Below are 20,308 nucleotides of genomic sequence, written 5' to 3' on the forward strand. Positions count from 1 at the left end.
GAACCATTGGCCGGGCTTCACCCGGTTCCTGGACGACGGACGGATCTGCCTGACCAACAACGCGGCCGAAAGATCGCTCCGCGGCGTGGCCCTCGGCAGGAAATCCTGGCTCTTTGCGGGTTCCGAGCGCGGCGGGCAGCGCGCCGCCTTCATGTATTCCCTGATCGGCACCGCGAAGCTGAACGACATCGACCCGCAGGCTTGGCTCGCCGACGTCATCGCCCGCATCTCCGACATTCCGGTCTCACGCCTGCACGAGTTGCTGCCGTGGGAATGGAACGCCGCTGCGCTCCAGGTCAAGGCAGCCTGACCACGGCACTCGCCGGATGCTTACGATGCAGTTCGTCGAGGTCCATTTCCTTTTTCAGCGGCCTGCTAAGGATCAATGGCCTGACGTATGGCGCAGATGTCAGGACTACAGTCGCTTCGGGGCATCGAACTTGATCGGGGGCCAAGGATTCCGATCCGCTCGCGCAAGTGAGATTGGCGGAGGACGCGTCTTGCCCGATGGGCAGGCAACGCGCCACTCCGCCCGCCTGTCACAGATCCATTAACAACCGGCGCGGATCCTCCAGTGCTTCCTTCACGCGGACGAGGAACGTCACCGCACCTTTGCCATCCACGATCCGGTGGTCGTAGCTGAGCGCGAGGTACATCATCGGGCGGATGACGATTTCGCCGCCGACGACCATCGGCCGGTCCTGGATCTTGTGCATGCCGAGGATGCCCGATTGCGGCGGGTTCAGGATCGGCGAGGACATCAGCGACCCATAGACGCCGCCGTTCGAGATGGTGAACGTGCCGCCCTGCATGTCGGCCATCGACAGCTTGCCGTCGCGCGCGGCGCGGCCTTTCTCGGCGATGGCCTTCTCGATCTCGGCAAAGGACATGGCGTCGACGTCGCGGATGACCGGCACCACGAGGCCCTGCGGCGTGCCCGCGGCGATGCCCATGTGGACGAAGTGCTTATAGACGACGTCGGTGCCGTCGATCTCGGCATTGACCTCGGGCACCTCGCGCAGGGCGTGGACGCAGGCCTTGGTGAAGAACGACATGAAGCCGAGCCGCACGCCGTGCTTCTTCTCGAAGAGGTCCTTGTACTCGCTGCGCAGGTCCATGACCGCCTTCATGTCCACCTCGTTGTAGGTGGTCAGCATGGCAGCGGTGTTCTGCGCGTCCTTGAGGCGACGGGCGATGGTCTGGCGCAGGCGGGTCATCTTGACCCGTTCCTCGCGACCGGCATCGCCGGCGGGAACGGGCGCGCGCGGCGCCTCGGTTGCCTTGGGCGCGGGCGCGGGCGCGGCGGTGCCGGAGGCGGCCTTGAGCACGTCCTCCTTCATGATGCGGCCACCGCGGCCGGTGCCCGTCACCTGATCGGCCGACAGGTTTTTCTCGGTCATCAGCTTCTTGGCCGACGGCGCGTCTTCCACATCGCCCTTGCGGCCGGAATGGAGCGGCTCCGGGCTGGCGGCGGGCGCGTCGGAGGGGTCGGCGCTCGCTTCCCTGGCGGCGGCGCTTTCGGGTTTGGGCTCCGGATCGACGAGCTTCGGGGCGGCGGACGCGGCGCCCGCGCCGGTGGACAGCAGGGCGAGCTTTCCGCCGGCGGCGACGGTCTCGCCCTCGGCCGCAAGGATCTCGGTCAGCGTCCCGGCGGCGGGAGCCGGCACCTCGACGGAAACCTTGTCGGTCTCCAGCTCGCACAGCATCTCGTCGGCGGCGACGGCATCGCCGGGCTGCTTGAACCACGTCGCGACCGTGGCTTCGGAGACGGATTCGCCCAAGGCAGGCACCATCACATCGACGGTTTCCCCGCCGGCCGCGTCATCGCCAGCCGGGGCCGTGGCGGCATCCTCGTCATGCGTGCCTTCCTCGGAACCGGGCCGCGCCACCCGGGCCGGGGCCTCGTCGGCGGCGGAGGCGCCTGCGCCTTCCTCGATCGTGGCGAGCAGCGCGTCGACGCCGACGGTCTGGCCCTCCTGCGCGACGATCTCGCCCAATGTGCCGGTGGCGGGTGAGGGGACCTCGACCGTGACCTTGTCGGTTTCGAGCTCGCAGAGCATCTCGTCGGCGGCGACGGGGTCGCCGGGCTGCTTGAACCAGGTCGCGACCGTGGCCTCGGAGACGGACTCGCCCAGGGTGGGTACTTTGACTTCGGTGGACATGGGTTACTCCTGATAGGTCAGCGCTTCGTCGACGAGCGCGGCTTGCTGGGCCTTGTGCTGGCTGGCGAGGCCTGTCGCGGGCGAGGCGGAAGCCGCCCGTCCGGCATAGATGGGTCGGGTATGGGCCGCGCCTATGCGGGTCAGGACCCATTCGAGGTTTGGCTCAACGAAGGTCCAGCCGCCCTGGTTCTTGGGCTCTTCCTGACACCAGACGATCTCGGCCTGCTTGAAGCGGGTCAGTTCGTTGACCATCGAAAGCGCGGGGAACGGATAGAACTGCTCCAGCCGCAGCAGGTAGACATCGTCGATGGCGCGCGCATCGCGGGTCTCGAGCAGGTCGTAATACACCTTGCCCGAGCAGATCACGACGCGGCGGATCTTGTCGTCGGCGACGAGCTTCGTGTCCGAATTGCCGTGCTGCGCATCGTCCCACAGAACCCGGTGGAAGCTCGACCCGCTCGTGAATTCCTCGGTGCGCGAGACGGCCAGCTTGTGGCGCAGAAGCGATTTCGGCGTCATCAGGATCAGCGGCTTGCGGAAGTCGCGGTGCAGCTGGCGGCGCAGGATGTGGAAATAGTTGGCCGGCGTGGTGCAATTTGCCACGATCCAGTTGTCGGAGCCGCACATCTGCAGGAACCGTTCCAGCCGGGCCGAGGAATGCTCCGGGCCCTGACCCTCGTAGCCATGCGGCAGCAGGCAAACGAGACCCGACATGCGTAGCCATTTCGACTCGCCCGACGAGATGAACTGATCGAACATGATCTGGGCGCCGTTGGCGAAGTCGCCGAACTGCGCCTCCCACATGGTGAGGGCGTTGGGTTCGGCCAGCGAATAGCCGTATTCGAAGCCGAGAACGGCATATTCCGACAGGGCGCTGTCGATCACCTCGTAATGTGCCTGACCCTCGCGGATGTGGTTGAGCGGGTAATGCCGCTCCTCCGTCTCCTGATCTACGAAGGCGGAGTGCCGCTGACTGAACGTGCCGCGGGTCGAATCCTGTCCGGAGAGGCGCACGCGGTACCCTTCGGTCAGCAGCGAGCCGAACGCCAGCGCCTCGGCGGTGGCCCAGTCGAACCCCGCACCCGTTCCGAACATCTGCGTCTTGGCATCGATCAGGCGGCCGACGGTGCGGTGGATCGGATAGCCCTCGGGGAGGTGGGTCAGCGCTCGGCCGACCTCCGCGAACGTCTCCTCGGCGATGGCCGTCTCGCCGCGCTCGTATTCGCCGGCGCGGCGGTCGAGATGCGACCAGCGCCCGTCGAGCCAGTCGGCCTTGTTGGGCTTGTACTCGCGCCCGGCCTCGAACTCCTCGGCCAACCGCTCCTGAAATGCGGTCTTCAAGTCCTCGACCTCACCCTTCGGGATGAGACCGTCTTTCTCCAGCCGTTCGGTGTAGAGCGACAGGGTCGTCTTGTGCCCCTTGATTCGCTTGTACATCACCGGGTTGGTGAACATGGGCTCGTCGCCCTCGTTGTGACCGAAACGGCGATAGCAGAAGATGTCGATCACGACGTCCTTGCCGAACTTCTGCCGGAACTCGATGGCGACGCGGGCGGCGTGAACGACCGCCTCGGGGTCGTCGCCGTTGACGTGGAAGATCGGCGCTTCGACCACCAGCGCGTTGTCGGTCGGATAGGGGCTGGAGCGCGAGAAGTGCGGCGCCGTCGTGAAGCCGATCTGGTTGTTGACGACGATGTGGATCGTGCCGCCCGTACGGTGCCCGCGCACGCCCGACAGCGCGAAGCACTCGGCCACGACACCCTGACCCGCAAACGCCGCATCCCCATGCAGCAGCAGGCCGCAGACCTTGGTGCGGCTCTTGTCGGCCTTCTGGTCCTGCTTGGCGCGGACCTTGCCGAGGACGACGGGATTCACCGCCTCGAGATGCGACGGGTTTGCGGTAAGCGACAGGTGGACGGAGTTGCCGTCGAAGACCCGGTCCGACGAGGCGCCGAGGTGATACTTCACGTCGCCCGAGCCGTCGACATCCTCGGGCTTGAAGGAGCCGCCCTGAAATTCGTTGAAGATGGCCTTGTAGGGCTTGTCCATAACGTTGGCGAGGACCGACAGGCGCCCCCGGTGCGGCATCCCGATCACGATCTCCTCGAGGCCGAGCTGGCCGCCGCGCTTGATGATCTGCTCCATCGCGGGGATCAGGGCCTCGCCACCGTCGAGTCCGAACCGCTTGGTGCCCATGTATTTGACGTGAAGGAACTTCTCGAAGCCCTCCGCCTCGACGAGCTTGTTCAGGATGGCCCGTCTGCCGTTCTTGGTGAACTCGATCTCCTTGCCCAAGCCCTCGATCCGCTCCTTGAGCCAGGCAGACTGCTCGGGGTCGGAGATGTGCATGTATTGCAGCGCGAAGGTGCCGCAATAGGTGCGCTTGAGGATCTCGACGATCTGGCGAAGCGGGGCGACCTCGAGGCCCAGCACGTAGTCGATGAAGATCGGCCGATCCATGTCGGCCTCGCCGAAGCCGTAGCTTTTCGGATCGAGCTCCGGGTGGTCGACATCGCTTCGCATTCCCAGCGGGTCCAGATCGGCGGCAAGGTGGCCGCGGATGCGGTAGGCCCGGATCAGCATCAGCGCCCGGATCGAATCGAGCACGGCACGCCGGAGCTGATCGTCGGAAATGCGCGCGCCGTGGGTCTCGGCCTTGGCCTTGATCTTGTCGCCGGCGGCGCGGACTTCCTTCGGGTCCACGGGCGCGGCCGGCCATTCCCCGGTCAGCGCGGCAGTCAGGTCGTCGGAGGGCTGCGGCGGCCAATCGGCGCGCGCCCAGGACGGGCCCGCCGCCTCGGCCTCCGCAGCCTGCCCGTCATCGGCCAGAGCCTCGAAGAACTGCTTCCAGGTGGCATCGACGGCCGTCGGATCGGCCGCGTAGCGGGCGTACATCTGCTCGAGATATTCCGCATTGTGACCTTGCATGAAGGACGTGGAACGGAAGGCGTCGTTAGGCGATTGGTCGGTCATTTTTCCGGCTCCTCGGGGAGGATGGTGACGAGTTCGGCAAGCGTGGCGGGCGGGCCCTCTATGCCGTCGATGGTGATTGCGTCGAGCCCTTTCGCGGCGGGGCCGGCGGGGGACAGCCAATAGCTGCACTCGGCCCGGCGCGAGGGGAGGAGGTGCGTGATCCCACAAAGCTGGTTCATGATGCGAGTATCCGCTCCTGAAGTGCCATGTACCACGTCCGCAGACGATCATCCGGTACACGGAAGACCTGCGGCGCGTGGCGTATTGCAAGCAATGTCCCAAGAAACTGAGGGTAGGCCCAACGGCGGCTCAACGTGTCCTTGAGGAACTCCGCGAGGATGCGCCGTGACAACAGAGTGTAGAAAGCCCGGCGATGGCGCGGGAGGTCATCGCTATGTCGCCGTGTGAAGTAGGCCACGTTGAGAAGCCCGAGCGCAGTGGCTCGCTTCCGCTTGATGCGCCCTGCGGCTGCCTCGAAATGGTGAATCCGCCCTTCAGGCGCGATCACGAGCAAGCCATGACGACCGAAGCGATACGTGGCGTCTAGATCCTCGGCCGGGCAGTAGGCCAGAAGGGCTTCCTCAAACGGCTCCTTGAGGGCAACGTCGCGACGCACTGTGATCGAGAAACCTTGTAGAACCGGGACGGGCCGCAGATCGTCCGGCAGATGCGACAGGTCAGTCATGGGCCTCGTAATCGGTCGACCGTCATACGGCACAATCTGGTGTGCGGCGGACATCAGGAACACTTCTCGCCAAGCCCATCGGCCGAACGAGGATGCGCGTACACGCTGCCCGAGGTTTTGTCCTGCCTTAGCCGATCCGGCCTTGCCGCTGATCTTCCGCGCCGCTGACACTTCCACGCCCTCCGGCATCTCGCGCTGGTTGGCGGCTCCGACGGCAGCGATCACCTTTTCCCCGTCGCGTTCATAAACGGACATGATCTGCTGGGCGCAGTCGGGGAACATCATCGTGTCATCATCGAACAGCGCCAGAATATCGCCGCACGCCGCGCCTATCGCGAGGTTTCGCTGGTGCGTGAGCGACGGCCTTTCTGGCTTGAGATAGACGAGGGCGGGGCCGGCGTCGGAAAATTGCTTCGCAACCCGCTCCCGATTGGCCTTCCAGTCGGGGCTGGCATCGGCAACCACGATTTCTTGGGGCGGCCGCGTCTGTTCCAACGCAAGCGAAATGCTCTTTTCCAGTACATCAATGCGATTGTACGTGGCGATGCAAAGTGACCAAGTGAGCGGCGCGGAAGTGTCAGGGCTAGAATCCGTCATCGCCAAAACGTCCTTTCCCTCTCAATCCCGCGTTCCAACTGCCCGGCGCGACGCGCCGGGCGAGAAAGTTTCGGCGTTGCCCGAAGAAGGTGATCCGGTTCCCGGACCGTATATTGCACCTGACATTCGGGTATCGCGCACAAGTTCCCGGAGCGAACCTACCCGATCGCTTCCTTCACAGCCTCGCCCAGCGTCGCGGGGCTGTCGGCCACGACGATGCCGGCGGACTTCATCGCTTCGATCTTCGACTCCGCGTCGCCCTTGCCGCCCGCGACGATGGCGCCGGCATGGCCCATGCGGCGGCCCGGAGGGGCGGTGCGGCCGGCGATAAAGCCCGCCGTGGGCTTCCAGCGGCCCTTTTTCTTCTCGTCCGCGAGGAACTGTGCGGCCTCTTCCTCGGCGGTGCCGCCGATCTCGCCGATCATGATGATCGACTGCGTCTCGTCGTCGGCGAGGAACATCTCGAGCACGTCGATATGCTCGGTCCCCTTGATCGGATCGCCGCCGATGCCGACGGCGGTGGACTGACCCAGCCCCATGTCGGAGGTCTGCTTGACCGCCTCATAGGTCAGGGTGCCCGACCGGGACACGACGCCGACGGACCCGCGGCGGTGGATGTGACCGGGCATGATGCCGATCTTGCAGGCGTCGGGCGTGATCACGCCGGGACAGTTCGGCCCGATCAGCCGCGTCTTCGAGCCGTCGAGCGCACGCTTGACCTTCATCATGTCGAGGACCGGGATCCCCTCGGTGATGCACACGACAAGCGGGATCTCGGCATCGATCGCCTCGAGAATGGAATCGGCGGCGAACGGGGGCGGGACGTAGATCACCGATGCGTTCGCGCCAGTCTTCGCCACCGCTTCGTGGCAGCTGTCGAAAACCGGCAGGTCGAGATGCGTCTGCCCGCCCTTGCCGGGCGTCACGCCGCCGACCATCTTCGTGCCGTAGGCAATGGCTTGCTCGGTGTGGAACGTTCCCTGCGAGCCGGTGAGGCCCTGACAGATCACCTTGGTCTTTTCGTCTACGAGAATGGCCATGGGCCCTCCGTTGGTCTTGATGTGTCGGGCCGCCGGGCGGCCGGTTGGGTCACGTGCGTTTCAGCCATGCACGATCAGGATGACGGGGTGGTCGAAGGCGATGCTCTCGCCGGTTTCGGGATCGGTGAACATCGTCTGGGCGAGCGGTAGCGTGACGGCGAGCCCTTCAAAGAAGAAGCCGACGCCGCCCTCGAGATTCGTGCCCGCCCCGCGTGGGGCCTCAAGGATGTCGCTGCCGTCGACCAGCCGGGGGGCCAGAATTTCCCCGGCCAGCCGGTTGGCGAGTTCGACGCCCACGGCCGGCGAGCCGACGGAACAGCCATTTCCCTGCACGACGCGGCGTTGCCCCCGGTCGTCGGTATAGGACTGCTCGGGCGCGGGGCCGATCCGCAGAAAGGTCAGGGTTCCGGGGTTGGCGTAGACCGTCGCCCGGCCGTCCCGATCCTTGATTGGAAAGTCGAGTCTGGCGGCCGCGCGTTCCTGTGCCCGGCGGGTGGGGTTGTTGAGACAGACGGCCTCCGCCGCGAACCGCACGCGTTGCGCGGCGATATCGCGAAGACCGGAGCCAAAGCCGTTCGAGCCGGAGGCCGGCGCGCAAGCGGCGAGTGCGAGGAGGAGGAGCAGGACGCGGATCATGCTTCGACCGAACGCAGAGTGAGGCCAATCGTGTCCTGCATGTCAGGCACGACGAAATTGCCGCCGTCGATCTGAATGCGGTTCATGCGCCCGGTCCGAAGTGGCGGTGAAGATGCCGTGACGCGGAGGACGCCGCGCCCATCAATTCTTTGCAATTCGACCGTCTCGTTTTGGCCAGTCGAACTGCTTTGGACCTGCGCATCCGGCCGCCTGGCATACGGCGTCAGCAGAGACGTTCTGAGCGCCCGAGAATCCGTGCCCGAGATGGATACCTGACGCGCCCACGACCTTCCATTGCGCAGAAGCGTACCGCTGGCGAGGTCCGGTCCGACGACATGAATGGTCCTGTCGACAATTGATCCATGCCCGAGAGCATGGATCGTGTCGTGGTTGTCTTCAGGCGACACGCTAACCGCCGATCTGGAGGTGGGATCCGCAAGCGCCGTATTGCCACCCATCGCAATGCGCGCCCTGTCGAGCAGCGAAAGGACCTCTGACGGCGAGGCCTCTCCCGCGCTCGAACCCGAGGCGGGCTGGCATGCCGCAAGGATAGCCAATATCGGAAACCAGCGGACCATCCTCGTCAGCCCTTCACCGCCTTCACGATCTTCTGTGCTCCGTCCTTCAGGTCGTCCGCCGCGATCACGTCAAGGCCGCTCTCGTTGATGATCTGCTTGCCCTTCTCGACATTCGTACCCTCCAGGCGCACGACGAGCGGCACCTGCAGGCCGACCTCCTTGACCGCGGCGATCACACCCTCGGCGATGACGTCGCAGCGCATGATGCCGCCGAAGATGTTGACGAGGATGCCCTTCACCTGCGGATCCGAGGTGATGATCTTGAACGCCTCGGTCACCTTCTCCTTGGTCGCGCCGCCACCGACGTCGAGGAAGTTGGCAGGCTCCGCGCCGTACAGCTTGATGATGTCCATCGTCGCCATGGCGAGGCCCGCGCCGTTGACCATGCAGCCGATCTCGCCGTCGAGGGCGATGTAGTTGAGATCGTATTTGGAGGCGGCCAGTTCCTTGGCGTCTTCCTCGGTCTCGTCACGCAGCTCGGCGATGTCCTTGTGGCGGTAGATCGCGTTGCCGTCGAAGCCGACCTTGGCATCCAGCACCTTGAGATCGCCGGCATCGGTCACGATGAGCGGGTTGATCTCGAGCATCTCCATGTCCTTCTCGGTGAAGGCCTGGTAGAGTTGCCCCATCAGCTTCACGCATTGCTTGACCTGCGCGCCCTCGAGGCCGAGGGCGAAGGCCACGCGGCGGCCGTGCCACGGCTGGTAGCCGGTGGCGGGATCCACGTCGAAGCTGATGATCCGCTCGGGGGTGGAGGCGGCGACCTCCTCGATGTCCATTCCGCCCTCGGTTGAGCAGACGAAGCCGATCCGGCTCGACGCGCGGTCCACGAGCAGCGCGAGATACAGCTCACGCGCGATGTCGGAGCCGTCCTCGATATAGATGCGGTTCACCTGCTTGCCCGCCGGGCCGGTCTGGTGCGTCACGAGTGTGTTGCCGAGCATCGCCTTGGCATGCGCCTCGGCTTCCTCGACCGATCTGGCGAGCCGAACACCGCCCTGCTCGCCGGCATCGGCCTCCTTGAAGGAGCCCTTGCCGCGTCCACCGGCATGGATCTGCGCCTTGACGACCCAGAGCGGGCCGTCGAGCTGCCCGGCCGCGTTCTTGGCATCCGCTGCCTTGGTGACGGGAACCCCGTCGGAGACCGGTGCGCCGTAGTCGCGCAGCAGAGCCTTGGCTTGGTACTCGTGAATGTTCATGGGACGCGCCCCCTCGATCGGTTTCGTCGGCTTTCCTCGGTCCTGCCATGCGAGCAGGCATGTTGGGAACTCACATCAACCGCAATTTCACAATTGAGTTGCAGAAAATGCCGACTGTGATCACACTTTCCGTAGCTGTGATCACATTTTTGCCCGTCGCAAAGACCGTTTTGCGCGTCAGCAGGACCGTGAGTTGCGGTCGCGTTTCCCGACTTGGCGCGCGGATTCGAGGGCGCGCACCGTCTCGTCTGTTGGCGCCGGACGCGGCATGGCGTCGGGTGTGACGGTCTGGGTGGATGGCCCGTTCGGATGTTATCGTCCGGCCGCCGGGTATGCGGTATCGGGGCGGCCGAAGCCGCCCCGGTTCGGCCTCAGGCCAGTGTGCTGTCGATATTCTTGCAGGCGTCCACGAGGCCGCGGACGGCCTCGACCGACTTGTCGAACATCGCCTGCTCGTCGCGCCCGAGCTTGATGTTCACGACACGCTCGATCCCGCCGGCGCCGATTACGGTGGGAACGCCGACATACATGCCCTTCAGGCCAAGCTGTCCATCGACCCAAGCGGCGGCCGGCAGCAGGCGCTTCTGGTCCTTGAGATAGGCCTCGGCCATCTCGATCGCGGAGGCGGCGGGGGCGTAGAAGGCCGATCCGGTCTTGAGGAGGCCGACGATCTCCGCCCCGCCGTCGCGCGTGCGCTGGACGATGGCGTCGAGGTTCTCCTGGCTGGTCCAACCCATCTCGACGAGGTCGGGCAGGGGAATGCCGCCGACGGTGGAGTAGCGCACGAGCGGCACCATCGTGTCGCCATGACCGCCAAGGACGAAGGCGGTGACGTCGCGCATCGAGACGCCGAATTCCAGCGACAGGAAGTGCCGGAAGCGTGCGGAATCGAGCACACCGGCCATTCCGACGACCTTCTCGTGCGGCAGGCCGGAGAATTCGCGCAGGGCCCAGACCATCGCGTCGAGCGGGTTGGTGATGCAGATCACGAACGCGTCGGGCGCATTGGCCTTGATGCCTTCACCGACGGCCTTCATCACCTTCAGGTTGATGCCAAGAAGGTCGTCGCGGCTCATGCCCGGCTTGCGCGGCACGCCGGCGGTGACGATGCAGACATCCGCACCCGCAATGTCGGCATAATCGTTCGAGCCCTTGAGCGTGGCATCGAACCCTTCGACCGGGCCGCTTTCGGCGATGTCGAGCGCCTTGCCCTGTGGCACACCCTCGGTGATATCGAAGAGGACGACGTCCCCCAGTTCCTTGATGACGGCCAGATGGGCGAGGGTGCCGCCAATCTGTCCGGCGCCGATGAGGGCGATCTTCGGTCGGGCCATGTCTGTCTCCGAATGGTTCGGTAGGTTGCCGCGTCGGGCTATCGGATGCGCCATGCCGGGCGCAAGAGCCGGGGCCTCCGGGCGGGGGCTGTTACCGCAAACGAAAGGCCCGCCGGGTCGGGCGGGCCTGTGAATGTCGGCATTCGTCGCCGTCGGATCAGGTCTTGGCGTCGGCCAGATGCGCGAGATCGTCCATCCGGTCTTCCCAATCCTGGCCCGACGTGACGAGGCAGCTGCGCCCGTCCGGCAGGGTGACCGTGATCGTCCAGGTGCCGGTCGTCTCGGAGGCGAAGACTTCCACCACCCGGTCCTTGCCGCCCATTCCGATGCCGCGGCGCGTCTCTCCAAAGATTCGTGACAGCCGCTCCACCAGCGCCGCGCGCGGCCCGCAGGCTTGGCGTGTGCCGACCGGTTCGGCCTTGGCCGGCAACGTGGCCAGCGTGATCGCCAGTCCGGTCAGGGTGGCAAAGAAAGCGTTGAGGATCTGCGTTGCGGTCATGGCACGGTCCTTTCAGGTTGGCCCCTTTGGCGGAACCGGACCGCAACGGAGGTTCGGCATGCGGCCCGATCCTCCGGTCGGTCCGGCCCATGCCGGATCCGATTTCTGTGATCCCGAAGCTGCCGTGGAGATCCGAAGATTCGGTTAACGCGCGTTCATCTTGTCGCCGGCGGCTTGCTTTCGGCGCGCGCGCATGGCGCAAACGTCACAAGGAGAGCTCCATGACCAATCCTAGCACACGCCCGTTCCGCTCCGTCCTCTACGTGCCCGGCTCCAACCCGCGTGCGATCGCGAAGGCGCGCGACCTTCCGGTCGATGCGGTGATCCTGGATCTGGAAGACGCCGTGGCGCCCGATGCCAAACCCGCCGCGCGCGAGACCGTGGTCGCTGCGCTCGGAGAGGGCGGCTTCGGACCCCGCACGGTTCTCGTTCGCGTCAACGGGGCACAGACGGAGTGGGGTGCCGCCGACCTGGCGGCGATTGTCCCGCATGTGCCGGACGGGATCGTGCTGCCGAAGGTTGCCTCGCCCGAAGAATGCAACATCCCGGGCCGGCTTGGCACCATGCGTGTCTGGGCCATGGTCGAGACGCCGGAGGGGGTGTTGAATGCCGCCGCCATCGCGCGCGCGCCGGAGATGGGCGGGCTCGTGATCGGCACGAACGACCTCGCCGCCGCGCTCGGCTGTGATCCGGGCGCGGACAGGATGCCGCTGATGGTGGCACTCCAGACTTGTGTGTTGGCGGCGCGGGCGGCGGGCATCCGGTGCATCGACGGCGTCTACAACGCCTTTCGCGATGCGGAGGGTTTGCGGGCGGAGTGCGAACAGGGCCGCGCCCTCGGCATGGACGGCAAGAGCGTGATACATCCCGCCCAGACGGAGACGGCGAACGCGGTCTTCGCGCCCACTGCGCCCGAGATCGACCTTGCCCGCCGCCGCATAGCAGCGCATGAAGCGGCCGTCGCCGAGGGGCGCGGCGTTGCCGTGCTCGATGGCGCGATCGTCGAACAGCTGCATGTGGACTCCGCCCGCCGCCTGTTGTCCCTTGCCGCAGCCATCGCCGCACGAAAGGCCTGACATGTCCTACATCATCCTGATCCTCGGCGTGCTGCTGTGGTCGCTGGCGCATCTGTTCAAGCGGATCGCGCCGGGCGTTCGGGCGCGGATGGGCAAGGGGGCCAAGGGGCTCGTGGCGCTCGCCCTGGTCGCGGCGGTCGTTCTGATGGTGATCGGCTACCGGGCGACGGATTTCATTCCCGTCTGGTATCCGCCGCCGTTCCTGACCCACGTGAACAACCTGTTGATGCTGTTCGCGGTCTACGTCTTCGGCGTGGGCGCCGCGAAGGGAAAGCTCTCGGGCGTCATCCGGCATCCGCAGCTGACGGCGGTCAAAATCTGGGCCGTGGCGCACCTTCTGGTGAACGGCGACCTGGCCGCGATCATCCTGTTCGGCGGCCTTCTCGCCTGGGCGGTGGTCGAGGTGATCGTCATCAACCGCGCCGAGCCATCCTGGGTGCGGCCGGCGGACACGTCTTGGAAAGGCGATGCGAAAGCCGTCGTGATCGGCCTCGTCATTTTCGTCGTCGCCACCGCGATCCACTACTGGCTTGGCGTCAACCCATTCGGAGCCTGAACCCGTGACCACACTCTACCGTCTGCTCACCGCCGAGGACACATCCGCCTTTTGCCACAAGGTCAGCGCCGCGCTGGCGGCGGGCTGGTCGCTCCACGGCTCACCGGCCTATGCGCACGATCCCGTCGGGGGCGTGATGCGTTGTGCGCAGGCCGTCACCAAGGAGGTCGACGCGCCGTACGATCCCGACGTGAAACTTGGCGCGATGTGACGTGGCGTTCCCGCCGACTGGGCCGAGGTATTGCCATGGTGCGCACGATCCGGCCCCTCGTCCTGGCGCTTTGCCTCGTCGGTGCGACGCCCGCCGCGGCGGACTTCGTGCTCAACAATCTTCGAGTCACGCTCTACCACGAACTCGCGCATGCGCTGATCGACCAGTTGCGCCTGCCGGTCTTCGGGCCGGAGGAGAGCGCCGCCGACAGCTTTGCACTGGTCTTCGCGGACCGGGTGCATGACGAGCCGACGAACCGTGCGCTGATCCGCGATCTAGTGAGGCTCGGGCGGGCCGAGGCGGCGGAGGAATATTTCGACCCTTGGCGGGAATACATGCCGGGGGCGCAGCGTACGGCACGGTCGATCTGCATCTGGTACGGTCTCGATCCGGGCGCGCGGGGCGAACTTGCCCGGGCGCTCGGGATGCCGCGCGAGGTTACGCGGGTCTGTGCCGAAGCCGGTGGCGCGGCCAAACGGGCCTGGTCGGCAGTCCTCGATACGGCGCTTCCGGCGGAGGGGGCGGAGATTACGCTGCGCCCTGCCGCGACAGGCAAGGCGCTGCGTCTTCTGAAGGCCGATATCGCCGCGGTAAATGCGCGGGTTGCCCTGCCGCACCCCACGCCGTTGACGGTCGAGGATTGCGGGCAGGACAACGCCTATTACTACAATTTCGACGACCGCATGGTCATCTGCTCGGAGATGGTCGGCGTCCTAAGGGCTCGCGCGGCGGCACCCTGAGGTGCCGGTCGGCGTCGGATCCTACTTCATCGGATCGTGACCCCAGTTCATCAGGCTGTAGCGCCAGTCCGAATGCTCCACGTCGTCGTCGGGGCCACCCTGCGCCTTGTGGCGTTTGATGTAGCCGACGACCTTGGCCATGTGGTCCCAATCGCCTTCGGTTAGATCGTCCTTCTTGGTGTGCTTGATCTCGACGATCTTCTTGCCGGATTTGTGGCCTTTCGATTCGCCGTCGCCGCTATCCTGCCCGACGGACTTCGACTCATCCGTGTCGAGAAAATCCTCGATCTCCTTGGGCGACATGTTCACGAGGTCGCGCCATTCGTCCCAGATTTCGTCCTTCGACTTCGACATGATCGTGCTCCTTTCGTCCGGGGCCTTCAGGTCCGTGCGACGCGGCCCGCAGCGGCGCCGCCGACCGCGGCGCCCAGCCCGATGAGCGATGCGAGCGCAGCCAGCCAGGCAGCGGAGGCGGCGGCGTCCATGGCGGCGTCGATCGCATCGACGGCTTCCTGTTGCGCGGTCTCGACAGCCTGAGTTGCCTCCGCCTGAAGCTCCTCGACGCGCGTCTCGATCTGCGTGAGGTACTCCTCGGCCTGTTGCGGGGTGAGGCCGAAACGCCGCTCCATGACGGCTACGGCCTCGCGGCGATCCTCTTCTGAAAGCACGCCGCCGGCGCCGAAGATCGAGTCGATGAAGTCATTCGCCGTCTCGCCGATATTGCCGGGTGAACGGATTATGTCCTGCGCCGCATCGGCCGCTTGCGAGCGGATGCGGGCCTGCTCCTGCTCGGAGATGACGGCCCGGAAGGCTTCGCGCGCTTCGGCGCGGAAGTTCTCGGGCGTGATGCCCTCTTCGCGCAGCGCCGACTGCACGCCTTGGGGCAGGTCGTCCATCGACAGCGAGCCGACCGACAGATCGGGAAGGGAGAAATCGTCGGGAATCACGGTCTGCGCCGCCGACGAGACACCGGAGGCGATGGTGGAGACGGCCGATCCCGCGGCGCCCGCGATGCCCATTGCCGCCTGGGCCGCCAGCCACACCGCGACCAGCGTCGTCAGAGCCCAGACCGTCGCGCCATGCAGCATCGCGCCGACGGAGTGGATTACGCCCGCCAACCGTCCGGCGACGTAGCCGCCTGCGCCGAGTGCGATGAGCTGGCTGATGAACTGCCAGATGGCCGTGGTGGTCAGCGAGCCATTCATCGGCGAGGCCTCGTCGGCCTCGATCAGCGTGAAGCCGAGGCCGATCCCGGCGAGGCCGAGCAGGACGAAGATGCCGAGTGCGACGACCGTACCGGCGAAGATCGCGCCCCAGATGGCGCGGCCATTGCCGTCATAGAGCCGCTCGATATCGTCATGCATCAGATCGCGCGCATGTGCGGCGGTGTCGTTCCTGGTCGTGTCGGCCATGCAATGTCCTTCGGGTTTGAAATCTGGCGGTGAAGCGTGCCGTGACGGGCGCGCGAGGGCTTGCAGGGCAACCGCCCATATGGCGGTAAGGTTCCGGCTGCAGGTCGTCGTGTTTGTGATCACGCCTTGATGCGATGTGATCACGCCCACGGCATATTCGCGCAAATGGATGCGCTGCGACCCTCCGCGCACGTGACTCCGTCCGGATAATCGCTAGAACGACCGATGAACGACGATCCGAGACGAAGGAGGCCCCTGATGGCCGACGTGAACCGGGGCAATCGCCCGCTGAGCCCGCACCTGCAGGTCTATCGCCCGCAGCTGACCACGATCACCTCGATCCTGACGCGGATCACGGGCAACGCCCTGATCGTGGCAAGCCTGATGATCACCTGGTGGTTCATCGCCGCCGCGGCGGGGCCCGAGGCCTTCGCCACCGCCGACGCGTTCCTGACATCCTGGTTCGGGAAGCTGGTCTTCCTCGCGTCGATCTGGGCGCTTTGGTATCACACGCTCGCGGGCATCCGGCACCTGATCTGGGATACGGGGCACGGCCTCGACGTCAGCTCGGCGGAGAAGCTGGGCTGGGGCTGCATCATCGGTTCGGTCGTGCTGACCCTCCTGACGATCATCATTCTCTGAGAGGACGCGACATGGCCTATATCACCGCACGCAAGCAGGTTGCCGGCTACGGCTCGGCCCATACGGGCACAGCACAGCACTGGCGCGTCACGATCTCCTCGGTGGCGCTGGTCGTTCTGGTTCCGCTGTTCGTCTTCACCTTCGGCTTCGCGCTCGGTGAGCCTTGGCCCGAAGTCGTCGCCTATTATTCCCGCCCGTTCCCGGCGCTCGTCGCGGCCCTGACCTTGTCCGTCGGCTGGTGGCATTTCGCGAAGGGCGTCCACGTGTTGATCACGGATTATACGCGCGGCATGAGCCGCAAGGTCCTGATCATCGTCACGCATATCCTGAGCTACGCCGCGGCGCTTGCATCGCTTTACGCGATCGCCCGCCTTGCCCTTTGACCGGAGGAAAACCGATGGCAGCCTACGATTACGAAACCCATGAATACGATGTCGTCGTCGTGGGTGCGGGCGGCGCGGGTCTGCGCGCGACGCTCGGAATGGCCGAACAGGGTCTTCGCACGGCCTGTATCTCCAAGGTGTTTCCCACGCGTTCGCATACGGTGGCCGCTCAGGGTGGCATTGCCGCGTCGCTGGGCAATATGGGTCCGGACAGCTGGCAGTGGCACATGTACGACACCGTGAAGGGGTCGGACTGGCTGGGCGACACGGACGCGATGGAATATCTCGCCCGCGAGGCGCCCAAGGCGGTCTACGAGCTCGAGCATTACGGCGTGCCGTTCTCCCGCACTGAGGAGGGCAAGATCTATCAGCGCCCCTTCGGCGGTCACACGACGGAATATGGCGAGGGCCCCGCGGTGCAGCGGACCTGCGCCGCTGCCGACCGGACCGGCCACGCGATCCTGCATACGCTCTACGGTCAGTCCCTCAAGGAGAAGGCCGAGTTCTTCATCGAGTACTTCGCGATCGACCTCATCATGTCCGATGACGGCGTCTGCCAAGGGGTGCTCTGCTGGAAGCTGGATGACGGGACGCTGCACCTGTTCTCCACGAAGATGACGGTGCTGGCGACCGGCGGCTACGGCCGTGCGTATTTCTCGGCGACCTCGGCGCATACCTGTACCGGCGACGGCGGCGGGATGGTCGCGCGCGCGGGCCTGCCGCTTCAGGACATGGAGTTTGTGCAGTTCCACCCGACCGGCATCTTCGGCGCCGGCTGCCTCATCACCGAAGGTGCGCGCGGCGAAGGTGGCTATCTCACCAATTCCGAGGGCGAGCGGTTCATGGAACGCTACGCGCCCACCTACAAGGATCTGGCATCGCGCGACGTCGTCTCGCGCTGCATGACCATGGAAATCCGCGAGGGCCGCGGTGTCGGCAAGGACGGGGATCATATCCACCTGAACCTGTCGCATCTTCCTTCCGAGACGCTGGCCCTGCGCCTGCCCGGCATTTCCGAGAGCGCGCGCATCTTCGCCGGTGTCGACGTCACGAAGGAGCCGATCCCCGTCCTGCCGACCGTGCATTACAACATGGGCGGCATTCCGACGAACTACTGGGGCGAGGTGCTTGCGCCGACGGCGGACGATAACGACCGTGTGGCGCCCGGCCTGATGGCCGTGGGCGAGGCCGGCTGCGCTTCGGTGCACGGCGCCAACCGTCTTGGCTCGAACTCGTTGATCGACCTCGTCGTGTTCGGGCGCGCCGCCGCGATCCGGGCGGGTCAGGTACTCGACCGGGAAAGCGCCGTGCCGACGCCGAACATGCGCTCGGTCGATCAGGCGCTCGACCGGTTCGACGCGATGCGCCATGCCTCCGGGCAGGTGGCAACGGCCGAACTGCGTCTCCAGATGCAGAAGACCATGCAGGAGGATGCGGCCGTGTTCCGGACCTCCGAGACCCTCGCGCAGGGCAAGTCGAAGATGGAGGATATCGCCGGCAAGATGAGCGATGTGTCCGTCACCGATAACACGCTGATCTGGAACTCCGACCTGATGGAGACGCTGGAACTGGCGAACCTGATGCCGAACGCGGTCGCCACCGTTGTCGCGGCCGAGGCCCGCAAGGAAAGCCGGGGCGCCCATGCCCATGAGGATTTCCCCGACCGCGACGACGAGAACTGGCGCAAGCATAGCCTCGTCTGGTTCCGGGGAGAGGCGCAGAACGCCGATCTCGGCTATCGCGGCGTCCATGTGAACCCGTTGACCAGCCATAATGACGGCGGCATCGACCTCAAGAAGATCGCGCCCAAGGCACGTGTCTACTGATCGGGCAACATATTTCGGCGTTCGGGCAGGCCGTGACGGAGCGGCGCCGTGGGGACGCGGCGCGCTTGCCCTTGGCGGATGCCTCCTTCTGGTGGCCTGTGTGCCGACGGGCCCGGAAGCGCGGCGGGCGGCTTATCTCGATTGTGCGCGCGATCAGGGCGTGACCGTTCGCGACGGGACGATCCTGACGCGTTCGCCCGACGACCTGCGCAGGCTCGATGCCTGTCAGGCGATCCCGAGGTGAAATGGGCGATAGCATGTGCACTCCTGATGTCGGCCGCCGGATGCCAGACGCGCTCACCGGCGGAAGAGGGCGGCATCGCGCTGGCCGCCTGTCTCGGCAATATCGGACGGGCGGATGTTGCGGCCAATCCGACCGCGCCCATGGACGAGGCGGAGATCGAGGCTCTGGTCCTGTGCACTGCGGAGCGGGCGCAGGAATGATGTTCTGCGCGGCCGGTGTGAGGTGGAGAATGTTTCGCCTGATGGTCACAGAGGCCTACGTGGCGCCGTGTCGCGGGTGGTCTCGTCTTGTTGCGCCTAGCTCATATGCCGAAATTGATGGCGGCGGGGTCATCGCTGGATCGGGTCGCTTGGCACGGCAGTTTTCGAAGCCGAGGGGCTCGTGGGATGCGGCATGAAATTCTCCTCCTTCCGCTTGCCTTGGCGGCCTGCGACACGGCCTTGGGCACGGAGGTCAGTCGTGCGGCAGCCAAGTCGGCCGTGAACCCGATACTGGCGGCGCGCTTTCCCGGCCTGCCGCTGGAGCCGGCCACCAACTGCGTGATCGACAACGCAACCGGCAGCGAGATCGTCACGCTCGCCGGCGTCGCGGCCACCGGAGCCGCACCTGACGATACGACGATGCGCATCGTGCTCGACATCGTGCGCCGTCCCGCCACCATCGAATGCATCGCGGCCGAGGGCCTGCCGGTGCTCCTGCAGACCCTCTAGGAGGAACAAGCCATGGTTCAATTCACGCTGCCCAAGAACTCCAAGATAACCGTGGGCAAGACCTGGCCCAAGCCGGACGGGGCCAACAACCTGCGGAAGTTCCAGATCTACCGCTGGAATCCGGAAGACGGCAAGAACCCGCGTCTCGATACCTATTGGGTGGATCTCGACACGTGCGGGCCGATGATTCTGGACGCGCTCATAAAGATCAAGAACGAGATTGATCCGACGCTGACCTTCCGCCGCTCCTGCCGGGAGGGCATTTGCGGATCCTGTGCGATGAATATCGACGGGGTGAACACGCTGGCCTGCACCTGGGGCATCGACGAGGTGAAGGGAGACGTGAAGATATACCCCTTGCCGCATATGCCGGTCATCAAGGATCTGATTCCCGACCTGACCCACTTCTACGCGCAGCATGCTTCGGTCATGCCGTGGCTTGAGACGAAGTCGAACACGCCGGCGAAGGAATGGCGGCAATCGATCGAGGACCGCGAGAAACTCGACGGCCTCTACGAATGCATCATGTGCGCATCCTGTTCGACGGCCTGTCCTTCCTATTGGTGGAACGGCGACCGCTATCTGGGACCGGCCGCACTGCTTCATGCCTATCGCTGGATCATCGATTCGCGCGATGAGGCAACAGGCGAGCGGCTGGACGATCTGGAGGATCCATTCAAACTCTACCGCTGCCACACCATCATGAACTGCGCCAAGACCTGCCCCAAGGGGTTGAACCCTGCTAGGGCGATTCAGAACATCAAGAAGATGATGGTCGAGCGTCAACTCTGATTTTACCGACGGC

The 20,308-nt window shown here is 65.5% G+C and carries 24 protein-coding genes; 12 read left to right on the forward strand and 12 right to left on the reverse strand.

Features of this window, described 5'->3' with window-relative positions; all coding sequences use genetic code 11:
• Positions 1-310 (forward strand): transposase domain-containing protein (locus JSE7799_RS07815; protein ID WP_144431614.1); only part of this gene is annotated, 310 nt, incomplete at its 5' end.
• Positions 311-539: 229 nt separating this feature from the next.
• On the opposite strand, the gene odhB is transcribed toward JSE7799_RS07815, so the two are convergent.
• From odhB to JSE7799_RS07865, 10 genes are all read right to left on the reverse strand, one after another.
• Positions 540-2,162 (reverse strand): 2-oxoglutarate dehydrogenase complex dihydrolipoyllysine-residue succinyltransferase, encoded by a 1,623-nt coding sequence (gene odhB, locus JSE7799_RS07820; protein ID WP_055663108.1) that lies wholly within the window; start codon positions 2,160-2,162, stop codon positions 540-542.
• A 3-nt stretch (positions 2,163-2,165) separates the two neighbouring features.
• Entirely contained in the window at positions 2,166-5,135 is a 2,970-nt protein-coding gene (locus JSE7799_RS07825) for a 2-oxoglutarate dehydrogenase E1 component (protein WP_055663109.1), read from the reverse strand.
• Positions 5,132-5,314 (reverse strand): hypothetical protein, encoded by a 183-nt coding sequence (locus JSE7799_RS07830; RefSeq protein WP_055663110.1) that lies wholly within the window; start codon positions 5,312-5,314, stop codon positions 5,132-5,134. Before JSE7799_RS07830 ends, JSE7799_RS07825 begins: the two co-directional genes overlap by 4 nt.
• Complete coding sequence (locus JSE7799_RS07835) at positions 5,311-6,417, reverse strand: glycosyltransferase family A protein (protein ID WP_055663111.1); 1,107 nt, start codon at positions 6,415-6,417, stop codon at positions 5,311-5,313. The genes JSE7799_RS07830 and JSE7799_RS07835 overlap by 4 nt, the downstream gene beginning before the upstream one ends.
• Positions 6,418-6,575: 158 nt before the next feature.
• Positions 6,576-7,457, reverse strand: a complete 882-nt coding sequence (gene sucD, locus JSE7799_RS07840; RefSeq protein WP_055663112.1) for a succinate--CoA ligase subunit alpha — start codon at positions 7,455-7,457, stop codon at positions 6,576-6,578.
• Between the two features lie 60 nt (positions 7,458-7,517).
• Complete coding sequence (locus JSE7799_RS07845) at positions 7,518-8,093, reverse strand: hypothetical protein (protein WP_055663113.1); 576 nt, start codon at positions 8,091-8,093, stop codon at positions 7,518-7,520.
• Positions 8,090-8,671 (reverse strand): hypothetical protein, encoded by a 582-nt coding sequence (locus JSE7799_RS07850; protein WP_055663114.1) that lies wholly within the window; start codon positions 8,669-8,671, stop codon positions 8,090-8,092. Before JSE7799_RS07850 ends, JSE7799_RS07845 begins: the two co-directional genes overlap by 4 nt.
• Before the next feature lie 5 nt (positions 8,672-8,676).
• Positions 8,677-9,870 carry an ADP-forming succinate--CoA ligase subunit beta gene (gene sucC / locus JSE7799_RS07855; RefSeq protein WP_055663115.1) on the reverse strand — a complete coding sequence of 398 codons (1,194 nt, stop codon included), beginning with the start codon at positions 9,868-9,870 and terminating at the stop codon, positions 8,677-8,679.
• A 371-nt stretch (positions 9,871-10,241) separates the two neighbouring features.
• The gene (gene mdh / locus JSE7799_RS07860; protein ID WP_055663116.1) at positions 10,242-11,204 is read right to left on the reverse strand and encodes a malate dehydrogenase; all 963 of its coding nucleotides are present in this window, start codon (positions 11,202-11,204) and stop codon (positions 10,242-10,244) included.
• Between the two features lie 157 nt (positions 11,205-11,361).
• The gene (locus JSE7799_RS07865; RefSeq protein WP_055663117.1) at positions 11,362-11,703 is read right to left on the reverse strand and encodes a hypothetical protein; all 342 of its coding nucleotides are present in this window, start codon (positions 11,701-11,703) and stop codon (positions 11,362-11,364) included.
• 221 nt (positions 11,704-11,924) lie between these two features.
• On the opposite strand from JSE7799_RS07865, the gene JSE7799_RS07870 reads away from it, so the two are divergent.
• Genes JSE7799_RS07870 through JSE7799_RS07885 form a run of 4 tightly spaced genes read left to right on the forward strand, consistent with a single transcriptional unit; the run spans position 11,925 to position 14,286 of the window.
• Entirely contained in the window at positions 11,925-12,779 is an 855-nt protein-coding gene (locus JSE7799_RS07870; protein WP_055663118.1) for an HpcH/HpaI aldolase/citrate lyase family protein, read from the forward strand.
• Position 12,780: 1 nt separating this feature from the next.
• Entirely contained in the window at positions 12,781-13,335 is a 555-nt protein-coding gene (locus tag JSE7799_RS07875) for an NnrU family protein (protein ID WP_055663119.1), read from the forward strand.
• 4 nt (positions 13,336-13,339) lie between these two features.
• Positions 13,340-13,546 (forward strand): DUF1737 domain-containing protein, encoded by a 207-nt coding sequence (locus JSE7799_RS07880; protein ID WP_055663120.1) that lies wholly within the window; start codon positions 13,340-13,342, stop codon positions 13,544-13,546.
• Between the two features lie 35 nt (positions 13,547-13,581).
• Positions 13,582-14,286 carry a DUF4344 domain-containing metallopeptidase gene (locus JSE7799_RS07885; protein WP_055663121.1) on the forward strand — a complete coding sequence of 235 codons (705 nt, stop codon included), beginning with the start codon at positions 13,582-13,584 and terminating at the stop codon, positions 14,284-14,286.
• Between the two features lie 21 nt (positions 14,287-14,307).
• On the opposite strand, the gene JSE7799_RS07890 is transcribed toward JSE7799_RS07885, so the two are convergent.
• Together JSE7799_RS07890 and JSE7799_RS07895 are read right to left on the reverse strand one after the other, a co-directional pair.
• Complete coding sequence (locus JSE7799_RS07890; protein WP_055663122.1) at positions 14,308-14,640, reverse strand: DUF3140 domain-containing protein; 333 nt, start codon at positions 14,638-14,640, stop codon at positions 14,308-14,310.
• 26 nt (positions 14,641-14,666) lie between these two features.
• On the reverse strand, positions 14,667-15,698 hold the full coding sequence (locus JSE7799_RS07895) for a hypothetical protein (RefSeq protein ID WP_055663123.1): 1,032 nt from the start codon (positions 15,696-15,698) through the stop codon (positions 14,667-14,669).
• Positions 15,699-15,956: 258 nt separating this feature from the next.
• Between JSE7799_RS07895 and sdhC the strand changes: the two genes are divergently transcribed.
• The 7 genes from sdhC to JSE7799_RS07920 all read left to right on the forward strand — a co-directional run bounded on the left by sdhC (position 15,957) and on the right by JSE7799_RS07920 (position 20,295).
• A complete protein-coding gene (gene sdhC / locus JSE7799_RS07900; protein WP_055663124.1) occupies positions 15,957-16,340 on the forward strand; it encodes a succinate dehydrogenase, cytochrome b556 subunit in 384 nt (127 codons plus the stop codon).
• Between the two features lie 11 nt (positions 16,341-16,351).
• A complete protein-coding gene (locus JSE7799_RS07905) occupies positions 16,352-16,723 on the forward strand; it encodes a succinate dehydrogenase, hydrophobic membrane anchor protein (RefSeq protein WP_055663125.1) in 372 nt (123 codons plus the stop codon).
• Positions 16,724-16,737: 14 nt separating this feature from the next.
• Positions 16,738-18,549 carry a succinate dehydrogenase flavoprotein subunit gene (sdhA, locus tag JSE7799_RS07910; protein ID WP_055663126.1) on the forward strand — a complete coding sequence of 604 codons (1,812 nt, stop codon included), beginning with the start codon at positions 16,738-16,740 and terminating at the stop codon, positions 18,547-18,549.
• A 100-nt stretch (positions 18,550-18,649) separates the two neighbouring features.
• Positions 18,650-18,793, forward strand: coding sequence for a hypothetical protein (locus JSE7799_RS20990; protein WP_186201872.1), 144 nt, complete (start codon positions 18,650-18,652; stop codon positions 18,791-18,793).
• Between the two features lie 26 nt (positions 18,794-18,819).
• The gene (locus JSE7799_RS20995) at positions 18,820-18,993 is read left to right on the forward strand and encodes a hypothetical protein (RefSeq protein ID WP_186201873.1); all 174 of its coding nucleotides are present in this window, start codon (positions 18,820-18,822) and stop codon (positions 18,991-18,993) included.
• 186 nt (positions 18,994-19,179) lie between these two features.
• Positions 19,180-19,503, forward strand: coding sequence for a hypothetical protein (locus JSE7799_RS07915; RefSeq protein WP_055663127.1), 324 nt, complete (start codon positions 19,180-19,182; stop codon positions 19,501-19,503).
• 12 nt (positions 19,504-19,515) lie between these two features.
• Positions 19,516-20,295 (forward strand): succinate dehydrogenase iron-sulfur subunit, encoded by a 780-nt coding sequence (locus JSE7799_RS07920; protein WP_055663128.1) that lies wholly within the window; start codon positions 19,516-19,518, stop codon positions 20,293-20,295.
• Positions 20,296-20,308 lie beyond the last annotated feature (13 nt).

Source organism: Jannaschia seosinensis, from assembly GCF_001408515.1.
In the GTDB taxonomy this organism is placed as follows: domain Bacteria; phylum Pseudomonadota; class Alphaproteobacteria; order Rhodobacterales; family Rhodobacteraceae; genus Jannaschia; species Jannaschia seosinensis.

Coding starts and splice junctions, on each gene's coding strand:
- JSE7799_RS07915 (WP_055663127.1), top strand. CDS start 19,180: ATGCGGCATGAAATTCTCCTCCTTCCGCTTGCCTTGGCGGCCTGCGAC.
- JSE7799_RS07870 (WP_055663118.1), top strand. CDS start 11,925: ATGACCAATCCTAGCACACGCCCGTTCCGCTCCGTCCTCTACGTGCCC.
- JSE7799_RS07890 (WP_055663122.1), bottom strand. CDS start 14,640: ATGTCGAAGTCGAAGGACGAAATCTGGGACGAATGGCGCGACCTCGTG.
- JSE7799_RS07920 (WP_055663128.1), top strand. CDS start 19,516: ATGGTTCAATTCACGCTGCCCAAGAACTCCAAGATAACCGTGGGCAAG.
- JSE7799_RS07825 (WP_055663109.1), bottom strand. CDS start 5,135: ATGACCGACCAATCGCCTAACGACGCCTTCCGTTCCACGTCCTTCATG.
- JSE7799_RS07895 (WP_055663123.1), bottom strand. CDS start 15,698: ATGGCCGACACGACCAGGAACGACACCGCCGCACATGCGCGCGATCTG.
- sucC (WP_055663115.1), bottom strand. CDS start 9,870: ATGAACATTCACGAGTACCAAGCCAAGGCTCTGCTGCGCGACTACGGC.
- JSE7799_RS07830 (WP_055663110.1), bottom strand. CDS start 5,314: ATGAACCAGCTTTGTGGGATCACGCACCTCCTCCCCTCGCGCCGGGCC.
- JSE7799_RS07850 (WP_055663114.1), bottom strand. CDS start 8,671: ATGGTCCGCTGGTTTCCGATATTGGCTATCCTTGCGGCATGCCAGCCC.
- JSE7799_RS07905 (WP_055663125.1), top strand. CDS start 16,352: ATGGCCTATATCACCGCACGCAAGCAGGTTGCCGGCTACGGCTCGGCC.
- sdhA (WP_055663126.1), top strand. CDS start 16,738: ATGGCAGCCTACGATTACGAAACCCATGAATACGATGTCGTCGTCGTG.
- JSE7799_RS07875 (WP_055663119.1), top strand. CDS start 12,781: ATGTCCTACATCATCCTGATCCTCGGCGTGCTGCTGTGGTCGCTGGCG.
- JSE7799_RS07835 (WP_055663111.1), bottom strand. CDS start 6,417: ATGACGGATTCTAGCCCTGACACTTCCGCGCCGCTCACTTGGTCACTT.
- JSE7799_RS07885 (WP_055663121.1), top strand. CDS start 13,582: ATGGTGCGCACGATCCGGCCCCTCGTCCTGGCGCTTTGCCTCGTCGGT.
- mdh (WP_055663116.1), bottom strand. CDS start 11,204: ATGGCCCGACCGAAGATCGCCCTCATCGGCGCCGGACAGATTGGCGGC.
- odhB (WP_055663108.1), bottom strand. CDS start 2,162: ATGTCCACCGAAGTCAAAGTACCCACCCTGGGCGAGTCCGTCTCCGAG.
- JSE7799_RS20995 (WP_186201873.1), top strand. CDS start 18,820: ATGTCGGCCGCCGGATGCCAGACGCGCTCACCGGCGGAAGAGGGCGGC.
- sdhC (WP_055663124.1), top strand. CDS start 15,957: ATGGCCGACGTGAACCGGGGCAATCGCCCGCTGAGCCCGCACCTGCAG.
- JSE7799_RS07845 (WP_055663113.1), bottom strand. CDS start 8,093: ATGATCCGCGTCCTGCTCCTCCTCCTCGCACTCGCCGCTTGCGCGCCG.
- sucD (WP_055663112.1), bottom strand. CDS start 7,457: ATGGCCATTCTCGTAGACGAAAAGACCAAGGTGATCTGTCAGGGCCTC.
- JSE7799_RS07865 (WP_055663117.1), bottom strand. CDS start 11,703: ATGACCGCAACGCAGATCCTCAACGCTTTCTTTGCCACCCTGACCGGA.